The sequence below is a fragment of the Spirosoma lituiforme genome (genome assembly GCF_054776635.1).
Genome location: NZ_BAAHBO010000001.1, coordinates 1,874,748 through 1,892,444, shown reverse-complemented (window position 1 = coordinate 1,892,444; position 17,697 = coordinate 1,874,748). Strand labels below are relative to the sequence as shown.

General features: G+C 52.0%; 16 protein-coding genes and 1 riboswitch. Of the genes, 8 read left to right on the top strand and 8 right to left on the bottom strand.

Going from position 1 to position 17,697, the window contains the following annotated elements:
• The first annotated feature begins 163 nt into the window (after window positions 1-163).
• Window positions 164-1,507: an amidohydrolase gene (locus ACYU87_RS08020; RefSeq protein WP_461133506.1), complete on the top strand. Its 1,344-nt coding sequence runs from the start codon at window positions 164-166 to the stop codon at window positions 1,505-1,507.
• A gap of 95 nt (window positions 1,508-1,602) precedes the next feature.
• Here the strand turns inward: ACYU87_RS08020 and ACYU87_RS08015 are convergent, their stop codons facing one another.
• Genes ACYU87_RS08015 through ACYU87_RS08005 form a run of 3 tightly spaced genes read right to left on the bottom strand, consistent with a single transcriptional unit; the run spans window position 1,603 to window position 4,373 of the window.
• Window positions 1,603-2,406 carry an SDR family oxidoreductase gene (locus ACYU87_RS08015; RefSeq protein WP_461133505.1) on the bottom strand — a complete coding sequence of 268 codons (804 nt, stop codon included), beginning with the start codon at window positions 2,404-2,406 and terminating at the stop codon, window positions 1,603-1,605.
• Between the two features lie 6 nt (window positions 2,407-2,412).
• Window positions 2,413-3,324 carry a S66 peptidase family protein gene (locus tag ACYU87_RS08010; protein WP_461133504.1) on the bottom strand — a complete coding sequence of 304 codons (912 nt, stop codon included), beginning with the start codon at window positions 3,322-3,324 and terminating at the stop codon, window positions 2,413-2,415.
• Window positions 3,325-3,380: 56 nt separating this feature from the next.
• Window positions 3,381-4,373 (bottom strand): ion channel, encoded by a 993-nt coding sequence (locus ACYU87_RS08005; RefSeq protein WP_461133503.1) that lies wholly within the window; start codon window positions 4,371-4,373, stop codon window positions 3,381-3,383.
• Window positions 4,374-4,476: 103 nt separating this feature from the next.
• On the opposite strand from ACYU87_RS08005, the gene ACYU87_RS08000 reads away from it, so the two are divergent.
• The 3 genes from ACYU87_RS08000 to ACYU87_RS07990 all read left to right on the top strand — a co-directional run bounded on the left by ACYU87_RS08000 (window position 4,477) and on the right by ACYU87_RS07990 (window position 8,026).
• On the top strand, window positions 4,477-6,078 hold the full coding sequence (locus ACYU87_RS08000; protein WP_461133502.1) for a Na+/H+ antiporter: 1,602 nt from the start codon (window positions 4,477-4,479) through the stop codon (window positions 6,076-6,078).
• 185 nt (window positions 6,079-6,263) lie between these two features.
• Window positions 6,264-7,259: a glycosyltransferase family 2 protein gene (locus tag ACYU87_RS07995; protein WP_461133501.1), complete on the top strand. Its 996-nt coding sequence runs from the start codon at window positions 6,264-6,266 to the stop codon at window positions 7,257-7,259.
• On the top strand, window positions 7,214-8,026 hold the full coding sequence (locus tag ACYU87_RS07990) for a polysaccharide deacetylase family protein (protein WP_461133500.1): 813 nt from the start codon (window positions 7,214-7,216) through the stop codon (window positions 8,024-8,026). Before ACYU87_RS07995 ends, ACYU87_RS07990 begins: the two co-directional genes overlap by 46 nt.
• Before the next feature lie 90 nt (window positions 8,027-8,116).
• Here ACYU87_RS07990 and ACYU87_RS07985 read toward each other — a convergent pair whose 3' ends face one another.
• On the bottom strand, window positions 8,117-8,443 hold the full coding sequence (locus ACYU87_RS07985) for a DciA family protein (RefSeq protein WP_046375863.1): 327 nt from the start codon (window positions 8,441-8,443) through the stop codon (window positions 8,117-8,119).
• 189 nt (window positions 8,444-8,632) lie between these two features.
• A riboswitch (SAM riboswitch) is annotated at window positions 8,633-8,736 on the top strand.
• A gap of 211 nt (window positions 8,737-8,947) precedes the next feature.
• Between ACYU87_RS07985 and ACYU87_RS07980 the strand changes: the two genes are divergently transcribed.
• The 4 genes from ACYU87_RS07980 (at window position 8,948) to ACYU87_RS07965 (ending at window position 12,846) form a co-directional block, all read left to right on the top strand.
• On the top strand, window positions 8,948-10,261 hold the full coding sequence (locus ACYU87_RS07980; protein WP_461133499.1) for an O-acetylhomoserine aminocarboxypropyltransferase/cysteine synthase family protein: 1,314 nt from the start codon (window positions 8,948-8,950) through the stop codon (window positions 10,259-10,261).
• Window positions 10,262-10,363: 102 nt separating this feature from the next.
• On the top strand, window positions 10,364-11,443 hold the full coding sequence (metX, locus tag ACYU87_RS07975) for a homoserine O-acetyltransferase MetX (RefSeq protein WP_461133498.1): 1,080 nt from the start codon (window positions 10,364-10,366) through the stop codon (window positions 11,441-11,443).
• A gap of 6 nt (window positions 11,444-11,449) precedes the next feature.
• The gene (locus tag ACYU87_RS07970; protein WP_461133497.1) at window positions 11,450-12,043 is read left to right on the top strand and encodes a GDSL-type esterase/lipase family protein; all 594 of its coding nucleotides are present in this window, start codon (window positions 11,450-11,452) and stop codon (window positions 12,041-12,043) included.
• A gap of 74 nt (window positions 12,044-12,117) precedes the next feature.
• The gene (locus tag ACYU87_RS07965; RefSeq protein WP_461133496.1) at window positions 12,118-12,846 is read left to right on the top strand and encodes an esterase family protein; all 729 of its coding nucleotides are present in this window, start codon (window positions 12,118-12,120) and stop codon (window positions 12,844-12,846) included.
• Window positions 12,847-12,870: 24 nt separating this feature from the next.
• Here the strand turns inward: ACYU87_RS07965 and ACYU87_RS07960 are convergent, their stop codons facing one another.
• The 4 genes from ACYU87_RS07960 to ACYU87_RS07945 all read right to left on the bottom strand — a co-directional run bounded on the left by ACYU87_RS07960 (window position 12,871) and on the right by ACYU87_RS07945 (window position 17,667).
• Window positions 12,871-13,953: a lipase family protein gene (locus ACYU87_RS07960; RefSeq protein WP_461133495.1), complete on the bottom strand. Its 1,083-nt coding sequence runs from the start codon at window positions 13,951-13,953 to the stop codon at window positions 12,871-12,873.
• A gap of 130 nt (window positions 13,954-14,083) precedes the next feature.
• Entirely contained in the window at window positions 14,084-15,292 is a 1,209-nt protein-coding gene (locus tag ACYU87_RS07955) for an amine oxidase (RefSeq protein ID WP_461133494.1), read from the bottom strand.
• A gap of 125 nt (window positions 15,293-15,417) precedes the next feature.
• Window positions 15,418-16,245 carry a 5'-methylthioadenosine/adenosylhomocysteine nucleosidase gene (locus ACYU87_RS07950; RefSeq protein ID WP_461133493.1) on the bottom strand — a complete coding sequence of 276 codons (828 nt, stop codon included), beginning with the start codon at window positions 16,243-16,245 and terminating at the stop codon, window positions 15,418-15,420.
• A 105-nt stretch (window positions 16,246-16,350) separates the two neighbouring features.
• Window positions 16,351-17,667, bottom strand: a complete 1,317-nt coding sequence (locus ACYU87_RS07945) for an NCS2 family permease (RefSeq protein ID WP_461133492.1) — start codon at window positions 17,665-17,667, stop codon at window positions 16,351-16,353.
• Between the last annotated feature and the right edge of the window lie 30 nt (window positions 17,668-17,697).

Sequence of the window (17,697 nt, the reverse complement as noted above, 5' to 3'; positions counted from 1 at the left end):
CCTGGGAATTTATCTTTAATGGCTGCATATTAGATGAAACAAGCATTTTCGATCTATGTGTCAACACATAGGCGTGCCGCTACCACACCGGCTGGCGCGGCTATTCACTCAAATCTGCAACTCAATTTCTTTTATGTACATACAGCCAAAATTGAATAATTTGATGAAAAAACCGTTTATCTGTGCCAATTTAATCGGCCTTGGGCTGCTGGCCTCCCCATCTTTATTTGCTCAAAATGCGGCTTTGAATGCCCGGATGGACAAAACAGCCGAGAGTCTCGAAAAAAAGGTGGTCGCCTGGCGACGGGATTTCCACCAGCACCCCGAACTGGGCAACCGGGAGTTTCAGACGGCGGCTAAAGTGGCGGCCCATTTGCAATCGCTTGGTATGGAGGTGAAAACAGGTGTCGGAAAAACGGGGGTAGTTGCGCTGCTGAAAGGGGGGAAGCCCGGACCCGTCGTTGCCTTGCGGGCCGATATGGATGGCCTGCCCGTTACGGAACGAGTCGATCTGCCGTTTAAGTCAGAAGCCCACACGGAATACAATGGTCAGCAAACGGGTATTATGCATGCCTGCGGTCACGACACCCACGTAGCCATGCTCATGGGTGCGGCTGAAGTGTTGGCATCCGTTAAGAATGATCTGCGGGGTACCGTCAAGTTTATTTTTCAACCGGCCGAAGAAGGGGCACCGGCTGGCGAAGAAGGGGGTGCCAAGCTGATGGTGAAAGAAGGCGTACTTGAAAACCCCAAAGTAGATGCCATTTTTGGCCTGCATATTAATTCTCAAACCGAAGTAGGTACGATCAAATACCGTCCGGGGGCAACTATGGCCGCTGTCGATGAGTACGCGATTAAGATCAAAGGAAAGCAAACACATGGAGCGGCTCCCTGGTCGGGCGTCGACCCGATTGTGACATCGGCTCAAGTCGTTATGGGGTTACAAACTATTGTTAGCCGGAACGTAGTCCTGACTGATAACGCGGCTGTGGTAACGGTAGGGGCATTGCACAGCGGTATTCGGCAGAACATCATTCCGGAAGAGGCTAACATGATTGGCACCATCCGGACGTTCAGTCCCGAAGCGCAGACGTTGGTGCATCGGCGGATCAATGAAATCGCCACCAACATTGCCGAAAGTGCGGGTGCCAAAGCCGATGTGAAAATCAACATCATGTACCCCGTTACCTACAACGATCCCAGACTAACGGATCAAATGGCTCCTTCGCTCGAAGCCGTAGCGGGTAAAAACAATGTGAAGCTGACACCGGCCCAGACGGGTGCTGAAGATTTTTCGTTTTTCCAGCAGAAGGTTCCCGGTTTCTTCTACTTCCTGGGTGGCATGACGAAAGGAAAGAAAGTCGAGGAAGCGGCTCCGCACCACACCCCCGATTTTCAGATCGACGAAGCTTGCTTTGTGCTGGGTATGAAATCGCTTTGCCGGTTAACCGCCGATTACATGGAGCAGTCGACCAAAGGCAAAGGTGTTGCCGTTAGCGGTAAGTAATAGCTACAGAACTTTTTTAGAAAGGGTAAAAAGCGTGCCACGGTTGAGAATCGTGGCACGCTTTTTACCCTTTCCCGTTTATCGGATATACCTGTTCAGGACTCCTGCCGGTTACGGACTAGTCTCGACAATAAACCCGGCAGAAACCGTTTCAGGTAAATGCCGTACGTTTCTTTTCCGCCTATATACACTTCTTCTTTTTCCTGACGAACGGCCCGTAAAAGCTGCTTCGCGAATTCACCGGCGGGCATACCATTCTCCTGATTCTCATCCATTTTACCGTGTTTCTGACCGCTGGCGTTTAGGGCATTCATCGAAATGGGCGTCTGAATATAACCGGGGCAAACCAGCGTTACACGTAGCCCATTCGCGTGGGTTTCGGCCCGAAGTGAATCAAAAAATCCGTGAAGCGCGTGTTTGCTCGCACAATAACCCGATCGTTGTTTGGTGCCTAGTTTGCCCGCCACGCTGCTCGTTACCACGAAATGCCCGTTGCCCTGTGCCAGCATAATGGGCAGAACGGCCTTGGTGAGCGCTACTACGCCAAAGAAGTTGATGTCCATAAGTCGTTTATACACAGAAAAATCAGTGTCAGCCACTGTACTTCGCTGTGTGACGCCCGCGTTCTGAAAAACGTAATCAAGGCGGCCAAAGCGTTCGAGTACCGTCCTCACGCAGTCGGAAAAGCTGTCGGTATCAGCAATGTCCATGGGCAACACCAGCACATTCGATTCGGCAAGGCCCGTTCGACTGGCCACTCGCCCTAACTCATCGACCCGCCGGGCCGACAACACCAATCGAACCTGTTTATCACGGGCCAGTTCAACGGCAACGGCTTCGCCAATGCCCGAGGAGGCACCCGTAATCCAGATCACGGCATCGGAAAAGGGAGTAGACATAGCGGCTCAGACGGAAAAGTTGATCCTGGCACCTTCATCCTGAACAACCAGGCTAACCATCTGGCCGATGGGCATGGCCAGGTTATAGTCAACGTGTCCGGCCGGAAAATCGAACAGAACCGGATACGAATAGCTGGAAACCGCATCGGTAATAATTTCGTACGAGTCTTTGCCAAACGGGAGCGACAGATTGGCGCGCATATCCGTAAACTGACCAACAACCAGTCCTGCCAGCTCCGCCAGCCGCCCGGACCGACGGAGTTGTGTCATCATGCGATCCAGCGAAAAAAACGTTTCGTCAATATCTTCGATGAACAGAATCTTACCGCTGAAATCAAGATCCGTTGGCGTACCGAGCGAGTTGGTCAGCATAGTCAGGTTACCGCCCACTAACTGGCCCGATGCCTGGCCTGGCCGATTAAGGTAATGCGCCGGTACATCGTAGTGCGCTGGGGGCGGGCCAAACAGCCATTGCCGTAACGATTCCAACGACTCAGCCCGGTCAGGGTCACCAAACTGCCGGGGCATGAGGCCGTGTATACTAACCAGATCGTGATTACAGAACAAGCTTAGCAATACGGTTACGTCGCTAAAACCGATGAGCCATTTGGGATTGGCCCGCAACCCCGATAAATCCAGACCATCGGCGATACGGTAGCAGCCGTAGCCACCCCGGGCGGCAAATACGGCCCGCACCGTTGGGTCATCGAAAAGGCGTTGGAGGTCAGCCCGGCGCAGATCGTCCGAGCCGGCAAAGGGCCCGTCAACGGCGTGCAGACTATCGCCTTCAATGACATTAAGCTGCCAGCGATGGCGTAAAATAGCCAGGCCTTCGGCAAGTTCATCATACGGAAACCAACTGGCTGGAGCCACTACGCCAACGGTATCGCCGGGCGACAGAAAAGGGGGTAAATTCACGTTACGGTATCTCGATAAGGTGTATGTATATTAGTCGGGTTAACGAATTCCGAGACTCAATTTAAAGGAGCGGCCTCGGTTTCGTCGAGTTTATCCAAATCAAGTTTTATCGGCATTGGCTGGCTGCCATCAAACATAGGACGAAACTTCTGACCCCATTTTACTTCGTTGTAGCGGTATGAAAAACGCGTATAAACATTCTGAATAAAGGTATCGTCTAGTGCCTGTACGGTAACCAGAAATTCCGCATCCGATTGCTCAAGCTCATCGGGCGTGCACCCAAACAGCGGACTCTGTTCGGTAATTGGATGCACCACCGTCCAGTTCGCGGGGAAAAAAGATACTTTGTTCCGTTCCAGACCCAGCGCATAATACTTTCTAAACAGCGTTCCGTCGGGTTTAGGCTCCACGCGGGACATGGATACGGAAACCTCCAGGTTGATGAGTTGATTGGACCGGGTATTAATAATTCTGAACATCAGTCCATTAACGTCCAGGTACGGAGCAAATACCGCTTGTTTCGAAAACCGGATGTGGGCCATTGGCCGGGAGAACCGGCCGTACAGCAGGCCCGTGGCCAGCGCGAAAGCCAGCAAACCCATCATGGATTCGAAGGCGGCAATGGCGCTGGTGAGGAAACCAACCGGCGAAATGTGGCCGTAACCGACGGTTGTCAGCGTTTGTGAACTGAAAAAAAAGCATTTCCAGAAAGGACCGTAGAGTTCCTTCTCTTCGGCAGCCTTGAGGGTATCGGCCCCGGCCAGCATATAAATACCGGCAAAAATCGTGTTGGCCGTTAAGTAGAAGACGAGCAGCCAGCTAAAAAACTGAAGCCAGCCCATGGTAATGAGCCGGTTATAAATGTTGAGTCGATCCCACAAGGTGCCATTAATCCGATCAACATTAAAGGTGCCGTCCTGATTGATCAGTCGTGAGCGGGAGTCCGTTAATTTAGTGCCAAAACCAATATCATCGCGCCGAACTTCCTGCTCAACTAATTTGCTTTCTTTAGTTGTTTGATTGAAAAGACGTTGATTTGCCGTATTCATGATGGATCGGTCGGGCTGCGCAACCAGTTAGATAGGTCAGTTAACAAAGTTATTGCAAATTTGACCTGCTCTTCACTGCGTAACCTGAAATTCTGCTCTGCGTATGCACCCAATTGAGATCGTAACTGGTTTGCTCGGCCTGACCACCCTGCTGGCTGTCGTAGCGCGTCGGCTACGCATATCGTACCCCATTCTGCTCGTTATTACGGGCCTGGTTATTGGCTGGATTCCGGGCTTGCCCCCCGTAATTCTATCACCCGATGCCGTCTTTCTGGTATTTCTACCCCCTTTGCTCTACTATGCCGCCTGGCAAATCGACAATGTAGAACTGAAACTTTACAGCCGATCGGTGTCGTTTCTGGCGGTTGGGCTGGTGCTATTTACGTCCACCGTTGTGGCGCTGGTCGCTCACCTGTTTATTCCGGGCTTTTCGTTGGCCCAGGGTTATCTGCTCGGCGCCATCATCGCCCCCCCTGATGCCATTGCCGCTTCATCGGTGACGAAAGGGCTGAACATACCCAAGCGAATCACAACCGTACTCGAAGGCGAAAGCCTGATCAATGACGCCAGCAGTCTGATCATTTATCGGTACGGATTAATTGCCATCCTGACCAGCCAGTTTGTGTTATGGAAAGCGAGCCTGCAGTTTATCGGCATCGCCCTGGCCAGCGTGATAATGGGGCTGGTTCTTGGCTGGGTAGCTGTTCTGGTGCATAAAGCAATCAGCAAAGACACGGTTACCAATACCGCTATTACGCTGTTGATTCCATACGGCTCTTACCTGCTGGCCGAAGAACTGCACATCTCCGGCGTGCTGGTCGTCGTAACGGTTGGCCTCTATGTATCGGTTCGTAGTGAGCAGGTATTTACGTACCAAAGCCGGTTACAGACCAACTCGGTTTGGGAAACGGTCGTGTTTCTGCTCAATGGATTGGTGTTCATTCTCATTGGGTTACAACTGCCAACCATTGTGGCGGAGTTAAACGGCTATACGCTCACGCAGGCCCTCAATTATGCCCTCCTCATCAGCGCAGTGGCCATTGTGTGCCGAATTGTCTGGGTTTTCCCGGGGGCCTACCTGCCCCGTTGGTTTAGTAAGCGCATCCGCCAGCGCGAAACAAAACCGAGCTGGCAGCAGGTTACAGTAATAAGCTGGGCGGGTATGCGGGGTGTTGTGTCGCTGGCGGGTGCGCTTGCTTTGCCGCTTACGTTGCCCAACGGACAGCCGTTTCCGGGGCGCGACCTGATTCTGTTCATCACCTTCGGCGTTATTTTCTGCACTCTGGTTTTGCAAGGTCTGACGCTACCTGTATTAATCGATGAATTGAACGTGCGTGAATCCGTCGACGAAAAACTGGAGGAACGAAAGCTACGGCGTGAAATGGCCCAACAGGTTGTCACCTACCTGGAGGCTAACCACTCGGCCGGGTCCGTACACGACGATGTGCTGAATTACGTGAAGAACACGTACGAACTGCGGATCAACGAACTGAATGGTATGCTTCGGGCAAACAATGTAGGCGACCGGCCTGCCGAACTCTACCAGCAAGCCATTCGGCTCCAGCTGGAGTTGCTGGCCGTGGAACGGTCGGTGCTGAGCGAGCAGCGCAAGGATAGTTTGCTGGATGATGATATACTGCGAAAGCTGGAACAGGAATTGGACCTGGAAGCCGCCCGGCTCTCCCTGGTTCAGCCCGCTACCTGAAAAAAAAGGTACCTTTAGATGTATCAAATTTGCCGCTATGTATATTTATCGAACGGCACCTAAAGCCGATATTAGGTTGCATGTAAATTTTATAGTGGTCGTTAGGAATAGTTAGGTAATACTACTTAATTTAGTGAAAAAATAAAGGCACTCGTCCGTAACGATCCTTAATCACACGCTAGAGTATGAAATTTCCTTCCGGTATGATCAGTTTAGTCGTACCCGCTTTCAACGAAGAAGAAAACTTGTCTGTACTGGTTCACCGACTCATGGCCGTTATGAATCAGTACGCTTCCTATGAAATTCTGATTGTTGATGATGGTAGTTCTGACCAGACGCGCCATGTGCTTCGGCAATTGAGCCATACGTATCCCGTTGTTCGGTTTCTGTCTTTTTCCCGGAATTTCGGCCATCAAATGGCTTTGCGCGCAGGTTACGACAATGCGCGTGGGGATGCCGTTATCTGCCTCGATGCCGACCTGCAGCACCCGCCGGAGTTAATTCCAACGCTTATCGACAAATGGCGGGAAGGCTATGAGGTGGTGTACACCGTTCGGCAGTCCGACCCTAAACTGTCGTGGTTCAAGCGGACCACATCCAAATACTTTTATCAGCTGCTTCGTAACGTTTCCAACCTACAGATTGAGGATGGTGCCGCCGATTTCCGGCTCCTCGACCGGAAGGTGATAAACACGCTGAAGCAGTTCAAAGAAAACGATCTGTTTTTACGGGGTGCCATATCTTGGGTAGGCTTCCGGCAGTGCCGTATTCTCTACGAGCCAGCCGCCCGGTATGCTGGTCGATCCAAATACTCGTTTCGGAAAATGCTGCAACTGGCCGCCATGGGGATTACGTCCTTCTCAACGAGGCCACTGTATATGTCTGTTCTGCTCGGGTTTATCATGTTTTTTGTGGCTGCCTTATTCGGAGCGGAAGCGCTGTATGAGCATTATTTTACGGACGCAACCGTATCCGGCTGGACAACGCTGGTCTTATTGATGGTGCTGATTGGGGGCGTTCAATTCATCATGATTGGGATCATCGGTGTATATTTGGGCAAAACGTTCGTAGAAGTCAAAGGCCGACCGGCTTACATCATTGGCGATACGAGCGAGATAGAGGAGAGCGTAACGACATGGCAAGCCCCAACTCAGGAAGTATTTTATTCACCGTTGACGTAGAAGAATTTGATACCGCCGTTGAATTCGGCCACGATATTTCTTTGTGTGAACAAGTGGCCGTTTCAACGCGCGGATTAGCATTGCTGGCCGAGCGATTTGATGCAGTTGGTGCCCGAACAACGCTGTTTACAACGGCTAATTACGCCCTTCACGAGCCCGCGCTGATCCGATCGCTGGCCCAGAAACACGAAATCGCGTCGCACGGCTATTTTCACACAACCTTCGAGCCCGCCGATCTTTTAAAGTCCCGACTGGCACTGGAAGCCCTGTTGAAACAACCGGTAAAAGGGTTCCGTCGGGCGAGAATGGGCTTTGTTGACCCAGACGATGTGCACCAGGCTGGTTATGCCTATAATTCATCGCTGCACCCCACCTGGCTACCGGGTCGTTACAACCACTGGGGCGAACCCCGCCATCCGTTTCGGGAATCAGGTGTCTGGCAAATTCCGGCTTCTGTAACGCCTACGTTGCGCCTGCCCCTGTTCTGGTTGAGCCTGAAAAATTTTCCGTTTGCCTATTATAAACAGCTTTGCCGCCAAACCCTGCGATCAGATGGCTTCCTGAATCTGTATGTTCACCCGTGGGAATTTACGGATTTGTCGGCCTATGAAAAAATTCCTGGGTACGTCCGGCGGCATTCGCGGGACGAATTGCTCGACCGGGTCGAGAACCTGTTGCGCTACCTGAAACCCCTTGGTCAATTTGGCACAATGGGGGAGTTTGCCGAAACGTTGAGCCTGAATACATCCCTGGGGAAAATAAGGTAGCCGCGTTCTCAACAGGCGTCGTCAATTAAACAACTAAGGGCCGACAGTTTCAGAACTGTCGGCCCTTAGAGTATGTGGAGTGATCGCTATTTAGATGAAAATGACATCGTCGATCACCTCGGTTCCCATGTCTTTATTAACCAGTTGAATGAGTTTCTGCTTGGCATTAACCAGCTCATTACGAAGCGGTGCCGACGCAATTTCAATGTAAAGCTTGCGATCCCGAACGTAGAGCCGGTTGGTACGGGAGGCAATGGACGGTCCCATCATGCGACCCCAGAAGGCTTCGAGGTACGTTTCGTTGAATCGGGTTTGAAGCTGGTAGGCTTTCAGCAACTGGCCGATCGCATCTTTCAAGGACGTAACTCCGGCCACGCGGGTGGCATTTTCTCGATTGTAGCGATACGTCTGATTCATTGGTGATGACTTCTTACTGCAAAAGTAAACAATGAATTGACTTAATGAAGCAGCGGTAAGCTTACTGTATTAAATAAAGTTAATCAGGCAGAAAAATGACATGGTACTTGGATTCACGCCGTTTGGCTAGTATACTTGCGCCATCAAGTCAATTGCAACGCGTCACTTCTCTGACTTACGACGCGCGTTGATTTATAAAGAAGCGAGGAGAGATCAGGCTCTGTGAACCGCTGGCAACCTACCGCATGGCAAGGTGCTAACTCCTGCCTAAAGTTATTTAGGGACTATAAATCGGTAAAACACATGCTTTATCTTCAGCAATGTATGTCCTTCGGGGCTTACTAGGTACGCTTCACTCACCGTCACGAAAACCGGGAGGGTTTGTCGTGTTCAACACTAGCCCGATGGGTAACGGTTCGTCGTTCTACGTTGCTGCAACGCAGCGTTTAGTCGGCCAGCCTACCACGAGCCTCAATGGGTAAACCACAAACTAGTCCTAAAATCATGGCTGAACTTCATTTTGATACACTCCAGTTACACGCCGGTCAGGAAGTCGATCCGACAACCAATGCCCGGGCTGTGCCTATTTATCAGACCACTTCGTTTGTTTTTAACGACTCAGCCCACGGCGCTGACTTATTCGCGCTGAAGGCTTTCGGTAATATATATAGTCGCATCATGAACCCCACGTCCGACGTATTCGAGAAGCGCATTGCTGCGCTCGAAGGGGGCGTGGCGGCTCTGGCGGTTGCATCGGGCCAGGCGGCTCAGTTCATTGCTCTGAGCAACATTCTCAGCGCGGGGGACAACTTTGTGACGACTTCGTTTCTGTACGGGGGAACCTACAACCAGTTCAAGGTCTCGTTCAAACGACTTGGTATCGAAGCCCGTTTTGCTGATGGCGATAAGCCCGAGTCGTTTGCCAACCTGATCGATGGAAAAACCAAAGCCATTTACCTCGAAACGATTGGCAATCCGGGATTCAATATTCCGGATTTCGACGCGTTTGCTGCGCTGGCAAAAGAGCACGACCTACCACTGATTGTAGACAACACATTCGGTGCAGGGGGCTATCTTTTTCGCCCTATCGAACATGGAGCCGCCGTGGTTGTCGAATCGGCGACGAAGTGGATCGGTGGTCATGGCACCAGCATCGGGGGCGTTATCGTTGACAGCGGTAATTACAACTGGGGTAATGGTAAGTTTCCGCAGTTCAGCGAGCCATCCGAAGGGTATCACGGACTGGTGTTCAGCGATGTGTTCGGCATCGGCGGCCCATTCGGCAATATCCAGTTTATCATTCGGGCGCGTGTTGAGGGGCTGCGTGACTGGGGCCCGGCCATCAGTCCGTTTAACTCGTTCTTATTGCTGCAGGGTGTCGAAACCCTGTCGTTACGGGTTGACCGTACCGTGCAGAACGCGCTGGCGCTGGCGCAGTGGCTCGAACAGCACGAGCAGGTCGAAGCCGTGAATTACCCAGGTCTGGAAAGCAGCTCGTACCACGATTTGGCTAAAAAATACCTGAAGCGCGGTTTTGGTGGTGTTTTCTCGTTCAAAGTAAAAGGAAGCCGCGAAGCCGCCGATCAGTTTGTGAACAACCTGAAATTGGTGAGCCACCTGGCCAACGTTGGCGACTCAAAAACGTTGATCATCCACCCGGCTGCTACCACGCACCAACAGCTAAGCGAACTGGAGCAGGCGAGTGCAGGCGTTGAAGCGGGTGTGCTTCGGGTGTCGGCGGGTATTGAGCATATTGACGACATTAAAGCTGATTTCGAGCAGGCCTTCGCCAAAATTGCCGAACCGGTTCTTGGTTAAACCGTTTGTGATTTGTGGTTTGTTGTTGCTTGTGTCTGGCTATCCGATACCAGCATAGACAACGACAAACCGCCAATCATAACCGACAAATGATAGACTTGATTGAATCTTAACTACTTCGATTATAAGTATTCGTTTCCGCTCGAATCGGGAGAAAGCCTGCCGGGATTTCGGCTGGCTTATACCACACGCGGTACCATCAACAGCGACCAATCGAATGTTGTCTGGGTTTGTCATGCCTTAACCGGTAATGCCGACGCTGGCGACTGGTGGGGTGGTATGGTAGGTCCGGGTAAATACTATGACCCTGAACGGCATTTTATTATCTGCGCCAACATTCTTGGTTCCTGCTACGGATCAACGGGGCCGTTATCCGTAAACCCGGCAACGGGCAGAGCTTATCACCACGATTTCCCCCTCGTTACGGTTCGGGACATGGTGGTGGCGCTGGACTTGCTTCGGCAGGAGTTAGGGATCGAAAAAATTCACGCCTGTATTGGCGGATCGGTAGGGGGTGAGCAGGCGCTGGAATGGGCCATTCTGCAACCGAACCTAATCGAGAATATGGTGTTGATTGCAACCAGTGCCATTGCCTCTCCCTGGTGTATTGCGTTTAACGAAGCCCAGCGGATGGCCATTGAAGCCGATCCAACCTGGGTTGACCAACGAGACGACGCAGGGCTGGCGGGCATGAAAGCCGCGCGGGCCATGGCAATGATTTCGTACCGTAACTACGATACCTATGGGTTTACCCAGGCGCTGGACAACAATGAACAGCTAGATGGGTATAAAGCCGCCGGTTATCAGCGGTATCAGGGCGAAAAGCTGGCCGACCGGTTTAACGCGTTTACGTATTGGGTACTGTCGAAGGTTATGGATTCGCACAACGTGGGTCGAAACCGGGGCAGTATTTTGAATGCACTGGGGCAGGTGAAGGCCCGGACACTGGTTGTCGGTATCCGGTCCGATCTGCTTTTTCCCCCATCCGAACAGCAATTTCTGGCCCGGCATATTCCCAATGCGGCCTACGAAGAGATTGATTCGTTGTATGGGCACGATGGTTTTTTAATTGAATTCAGACCATTATCGGGTATTATCCGGAAGTGGATGGCGAGTGCAGCTTCGGCTGCCGTGGTTCCGACAGCCAACTCGCTGCTAAACAGCAATCCGTCGGTTAAATAGTTTATTATGGTTTGGTACGAAGCCGACGTTCGAGAGGTAGAAAATAGAGTAGCCGCTGTAGCAGAGGCAAAAAATAGAGTTGTTTTTTACGGGAGTTCCTCCATTCGATTGTGGAAAACGCTGGGACAGGATTTTCCCGAAAGTAAAACCATCAACCTTGGTTTTGGTGGGTCAACATTAGCCGCCTGTGCCTGGTTTTTTGAGCGATTGATCCTTCCGGTAGCCCCCCAGTCACTGGTTTTTTACGCGGGCGATAACGACCTCGGCGATGGACGACATCCCCAGGAAGTTTATTTGTTCTTTTGCGCGTTTGCCGAAAAAATGAGCCGGTTGCTGCCTGGCGTCCCCTGGTATTTTCTATCGATCAAAGTGAGCCCCGCCCGCTGGGGCCTATCCAAACAGATTCAGGAGACCAACGCATTAATTCGTAACGAGTTAGCTAATGTTCCGGATTGCCGGTACGTCGATATGACAACGCCTTTGCTGGCGCCTGATGGCAAACCACGCCGGGAGTTTTTTGAGAACGACGGGCTGCACCTGAATCCGGTTGGATACCGGGCATGGCAACAGGCGTTGCAGCAGCAGGCGACGATTTTTTAACGATTTGTTTATCCACACAATCGTCGGGGTTTTCCACAATTAGTGCAATTTCACAGGTACCTAATGCCTTCGTCATGCACCGTGAGTATCATAAATGGTTTAGTCCGAATCTAAACCGAGACATGGAATTGCTTATTTTGGGACATGCCGGTGCGCGCGTACTGGTATTTCCAACTCGGCGCGGACGATTTTATGAGTACGAATCGCTGGGTCTGGTCGATACGCTGGCGGAGAAAATAGAGAATGGGTGGCTGCAACTTTACTGTGTGGATAGTATAGATCGGGAGAGCATTTATAACAGTTCGGCTCATCCCTATGAGCGTATTCGCAGACATGGGCAGTATGAACAGTACATCATCAACGAAGTACTGCCCTTCTCACGACTCAAAAATTCGCAGCCGTTTATGATCTCACACGGCTGTAGTCTGGGTGCTTACCACGCCCTGAACATTGCTTTCCGGCATCCACAGTGGTTTGGCAAGGTGGTCGCTTTCAGTGGGCGCTATAACCTATCGGAGCCGGTGGCCGAGTTCCGGGGCCTGTTCGATGACTACTACGATGAGGAAATTTACTTTCACAGCCCCAACCATTTCCTGCCCAATCTGGACGATGCGGTCTTACTCGACTCGCTGCGTCGTCTGGAAATCGTGATGACCATAGGGGCCGAAGACCCATTTATGGATAGCAATGTTATGCTGAGTTCAGCCCTTCAGACTAAACAAATTACCCACGAAATGCATATTTGGGAAGGGCGGGCGCACCAGGCCAGCGACTGGCAGAAAATGGTGCAACTTTATTTATAAAAAGCGGTTCGTTAACGCTGGTTATCAGGGTAACTTTTCGGCCAGGTACAGATAAGGTGGGTGAAAGTGGTGGGTAAACAGCTTATCATCACTGTCCGGGTACTTCGTAAAGTAAGTACTATCCGCTTTCAGGACAATTGTGGTTCCAGTTCTTACATAGTCGCTGCTTTGGTAGTATTCGGGGGCAACGTAGCCGTTGAGGTTTTTCTGTACTGTTCTGGAAGCCAGTCGGCCCATGTATTTCTGGTAATTTTTCTGGGCTTTCAGGGCCGGTTTACTCAGGCTATTGTAGATGTATTTGAGAACAATACGCTGGGGTAATTTCTGTTTCTTGATCAGAGCCGGTGCCCCTTTGAATGGATTGGTCGTGTTAACGTCGTTGATGGTCTGAATAGAGAATGGAACTTCAGGCACCCAATCAGCCGAGTTAACAACGTTGTAGCCCCACCCGTTTTGCGTAGCGGCTTCGTACTCATAGGCGAAGTACAAATTGCCCGGCTTAGGCCCGGCACTGCAATAGGTCTTGAACTGAATATCGGCGGGAAGTCGGGACTGCTTCTGTAAACTTTTCAGATGGGCCGTCAGCAGATAGGCGATCGCGCCCCCCTGACTATGCCCCATAATCAGTATATCTTTAATGCCTGCCCGGTAACAGGAGTCGATTTTTGGCAGCATATCATTCACCAAAAAGGCCGTGCTGACCAACCAGCCCACATGAACAGCCGCTTTGGGGTCATCGGCCAGCTGGTAGCTGAATTTTTCAGAGCTACTGATCTGGATTTCCCCTCTGGCCGGTACCATGGCCGCGTAAAAATTGCTGAGCCAGCTGACACTATTTGCGGTTGTTCCCCGAATGCTGATGACCGCTGTGGATTGACTATCAGCCCACAAATCCCAGCGGTTATCGAGCCCCATAATGGGTGACCGGTAAACAGGTTTAAACTGCTGCGGAGCCGGAAACGCACTGACATAGGTAGAATCGCCAAACCGGGCCGAAACTTTCAGCAACTCAATGTACTCCGCTTTGTCGAAACCCGGTTTAAGTTTTTGACCCAACAGGCCGTACGGAACCAGCAGCAATGCAACAAGGGCAGAAACATATTTCATACGCAGAAGATGGTTTTGAACACGTATTAACGGCTGATAAGTTGAGTGGTATTCGATCAACTTATCAGCCGCCTGATTTTATCCTGTTGCCAATAGAAGCCACCTGTTTGATTGGTCGTTCGGCAAGTGGCTAGCTTATTAAGAGGCTGGTTTCCTGAACGATTGACTGCGCCTGTAGCAAAGCGTCGGCGTAAGGTTCGACCAATATCCGGCCTACCGGGTTCGTTGAGAGGTCGGCGTCCCACAAGCCGGAATGATGCCAGTAGTCCGTGTGATCCCAATCAGGGCGATCGACAATCGGGTACAGGCACACGCCCAGAAGGGGAATATCGGCCTGCAGAACGGCTAAACACTCACGGGCAATCATGTTCATCCAAACCGGCCGGTCAATACCCGGATGACTGGTCTCGGTGAGGGCAATGGGACGCCCGTAGCGTCGATAGGCTTTGGCGAGCAGGTCACGAAGGGGCACCCAACGTGGATCGGGAATCGCATCGTTCCAGCCCAGAAATATACCCGTTCCGTCGATCCATTGATTATTGTAATAATAGTTGAAGCCCAATAGATCGAGGTATTCGGGAGAACCACCCAATTCAGGAGCTAGTTTGCCAGCCAGCATATCGACCGACTGAAACTGATTTCCGTCTGCAATCGCTGCCCGGCTAATCTGATCGCTGGTCGCATTCAGGGGCGGCACTATTTGTACCAGCGGCTCGGTCGTCAGAATACGAATGGTAGGGTCAAGCTCGCGCATGGCGGCTACTCCCTCGATGTAGGCACGCATCAGCCCGATCTTCACGTCCCAGCCCTGTTTGGTACAATAGGGAGACGTACCGCGGGCATCGCCCCCCAGCCACGACATAAAGCTAACCTCGTTGATGGGTGTTAAAATCAGTGTGTCGTCTGGATACTGATCGCGGTAGAATGTTACGAACGCCCGGCACAGAGCGGCAAAACGCCGGGCAAACATCGGGTGGAGGGGTGTCAGGTCGTCGGGGTAGCCGAAATGGCATAAATCCCAGACCTGCTGAATACCCTGCCGGTGCCCTTCGGCCATCATGGCGCTTACCACGCTCCAGTCGTACTGGTAGGCCTGTTTCTCGACCTGACTCCATTGAATACCTTCCCGAACCGTACGAATGTTAAACGTCTGGAGGTGTTGGTAATCGTCACGGAGCAACTGTAAATGTCCCGATAAACGTAATAAATCGACGCGGTTTCCGAAGCAATTTAACTGGTCGCTGCATTCGTAGCCAGCCCACCAAAACGACTGAAATGGGTTGTTGACCAGCGGGGTTGTTGAGTTGAGTAGCAAGGAGAAAATAGTTGGTACGATCAAATATGAGGAAAAAGAACACAGCCGTTACAAAACCTGCCCCTTTTCTGATGCAAAGGTTTTGGCCCGACCGGGTAAATCCGTTTGCTAAGCTTCCTGGCGAAGGCCGGTTTTAACACCGATGGTTGTTACTTACCTAGCGCCTGCACCAAGGCAATAACGAGTTTGGCGGAGTTTCGGGCCGCCGTGGGGTAGAACTTGTCGTAGGCGATGTGTGCTTCGGCGTCGGCCCGGTCGCTCAGGCTGCGGATGATCAGGTGCGGTACCTGTATCTGGTAACAAACCTGCGCTACGGCAGCTCCTTCCATCTCGGTAGCGTCGGCCCCGAAATCAGCCCGCAAACTGCTAACTTTCACCGGCGATGCGACAAAGACGTCACCCGTAACCACCGTTCCGGTTATCACTTTGACGGGCCGATCCGATACGCCCCCCGACGCCAGTGGGATACCCTCCAGCGATACACCCTTAGCGACCGTTTCGGCCAGTTTTAGCAGCGCGGAGTCGGCAGGAAAGTAGACCGGATTGAACTGTTTGGTCAGCGCATTACGGGTTTGCCGGGTCGGGGTATTCTTATCGGTCGTAGAGCTATAATCGTGATGCGCCGTTCGGCCGGCAATAACAATGTCGCCGGGTTGAAGATCGGGGTTCGTGCCACCGGCAATACCGGTGAACAAAACGCGCTGAGGCCGAAAGTGGTCCAGTAACAGGGCCGTTGTCATGGCGGCATTCACTTTGCCAATTCCCGTCTCAGCAACCACAACCCGTTGGTTACCAATTCGTCCGGTCGTAAAAGCGATACCGTCTACAATAACCGTTTTTGGGTTTTTCAGCGACTGGTTAACCAGGGCTACCTCCGCCCCGAACGCTCCCAGAAGACCCGTTACAGGGCGCGGTCTGTAGCGTTGAGCAAAGGAGATATTGGCGATAAGGAGGAAAATTAATGTTACTTTTTTCATCGGGTTGTCTGGTAAATTAATGGGCGTTCGTGCTAATGGAGATGGTAGTGGTGCTGATTTCGTCGCACCGGCGACCCGGCCGACATTATGAGAAAGTCCCGAAAGTCAATGGCCGCTCGTTAGGGCCAACAGGCAAAAAACGTCGATAATCCACAGGCCCAAGGAGACTTCGCGGCTTTTTCCAATCGCTACTTTAATGACGGTCCAGGATAAAAATCCCCAGATCAGGCCCTGCGTGATCGAGTAACTGAATGGAATCAGCACGAGCGCCAGAAAAGCAGGAAGCGCGTCATCTAGTTGCCCCCACTCAATACGGGTAATGGGCTTCATCATGAACGCGCCGACCAGCACGAGCGCCGGAGCGGTAGCAATGGACGGAATGACGGACAGCAACGGCGACAGGAAGAGAAACGGTAGAAAACAGCAGCCCGCCACAATGGCCGTCAGTCCGGTACGCCCGCCCTGCGCAATACCCACCGCCGACTCAATGTAGGCGGTTCCAGGGCTGGTGCCGAGCAACCCGGCCAGCGTCGTCGCTACGGCATCGGTTAGGAGAGACTGGTTCAGGTTGTTCGGCTGGCCATCGTCCGTTTGCAGGCCGCCCGCTTCGGCAACGCCCACAAAGGTGGACAGGCTATCGAATAAATCGGTGAACGCGAAGGCAAAAATAACGGGCCAGAGCGACCAGGAGAGTGAACCGATCAGGTCCAGTTTTCCAATCAACGAAAAATCCGGCATGGACCACACACCCTGAAAATTGACCAGTGTTGTACGACCAAAATTAACGGCTGATGCATCGCCCCAAAAACGCCCGATGGGCCAGGCAGCCAGCGTTGTCAGCATAATGCTGATGATAATACCCCCCGGTACGTCGCGCACGACCAGTACACTCGTTAGCAGAAGGCCAAACACAAACGTCAGGATAATGGGGTCGTTGAACGGCGCAATGCTTACCAACGTAGCCGGGTTCGCGACAATAAAGCGGGCATTTTCGAAGCCGATGAGGGTAACAAATAACCCAATACCAGCCGAAACGGCGTACCGCAGCGGTTGGGGAATGGCCCGTACAATAGCGGATCGAACGTTGAAGATGGACAGGATTAAAAATAATATACCCGCCCAGAATACGGCTCCCAGCGCTACTTCGGGCCGAATGCCCATGCCCTTCACAGCCGTAAACGTAAAGAAAGCGTTCATGCCCATACCCGGTGCGACAACAATCGGGTTGCGGGCATACAGCCCCATCATCAGGCTGCAAAAAAACGAGAGCAGTACCGTTGCCGTTAACACCCCACTAAATGGCAGGCCCGCCTGACTTAAGATGGCGGGGTTGACAACAATGATGTACATGGTTGCCAGAAAAGTAGAAATGCCAGCAAGAACTTCAGTCCGACGGGAAGGGGCGGTAAACGGAGTAGACAAGAGGAATGCGGGTTGTGGTTCGGCGTTTTA

Excerpts from the sequence above, each read along its gene's own strand:
- ACYU87_RS08020 (WP_461133506.1), top strand. The coding sequence starts at position 164 with ATGAAAAAACCGTTTATCTGTGCCAATTTAATCGGCCTTGGGCTGCTG.
- ACYU87_RS08015 (WP_461133505.1), bottom strand. The coding sequence starts at position 2,406 with ATGTCTACTCCCTTTTCCGATGCCGTGATCTGGATTACGGGTGCCTCC.
- ACYU87_RS08005 (WP_461133503.1), bottom strand. The coding sequence starts at position 4,373 with ATGAATACGGCAAATCAACGTCTTTTCAATCAAACAACTAAAGAAAGC.
- ACYU87_RS08000 (WP_461133502.1), top strand. The coding sequence starts at position 4,477 with ATGCACCCAATTGAGATCGTAACTGGTTTGCTCGGCCTGACCACCCTG.
- ACYU87_RS07995 (WP_461133501.1), top strand. The coding sequence starts at position 6,264 with ATGAAATTTCCTTCCGGTATGATCAGTTTAGTCGTACCCGCTTTCAAC.
- ACYU87_RS07990 (WP_461133500.1), top strand. The coding sequence starts at position 7,214 with ATGGCAAGCCCCAACTCAGGAAGTATTTTATTCACCGTTGACGTAGAA.
- ACYU87_RS07985 (WP_046375863.1), bottom strand. The coding sequence starts at position 8,443 with ATGAATCAGACGTATCGCTACAATCGAGAAAATGCCACCCGCGTGGCC.
- ACYU87_RS07980 (WP_461133499.1), top strand. The coding sequence starts at position 8,948 with ATGGCTGAACTTCATTTTGATACACTCCAGTTACACGCCGGTCAGGAA.
- ACYU87_RS07970 (WP_461133497.1), top strand. The coding sequence starts at position 11,450 with ATGGTTTGGTACGAAGCCGACGTTCGAGAGGTAGAAAATAGAGTAGCC.
- ACYU87_RS07965 (WP_461133496.1), top strand. The coding sequence starts at position 12,118 with ATGCACCGTGAGTATCATAAATGGTTTAGTCCGAATCTAAACCGAGAC.
- ACYU87_RS07960 (WP_461133495.1), bottom strand. The coding sequence starts at position 13,953 with ATGAAATATGTTTCTGCCCTTGTTGCATTGCTGCTGGTTCCGTACGGC.
- ACYU87_RS07950 (WP_461133493.1), bottom strand. The coding sequence starts at position 16,245 with ATGAAAAAAGTAACATTAATTTTCCTCCTTATCGCCAATATCTCCTTT.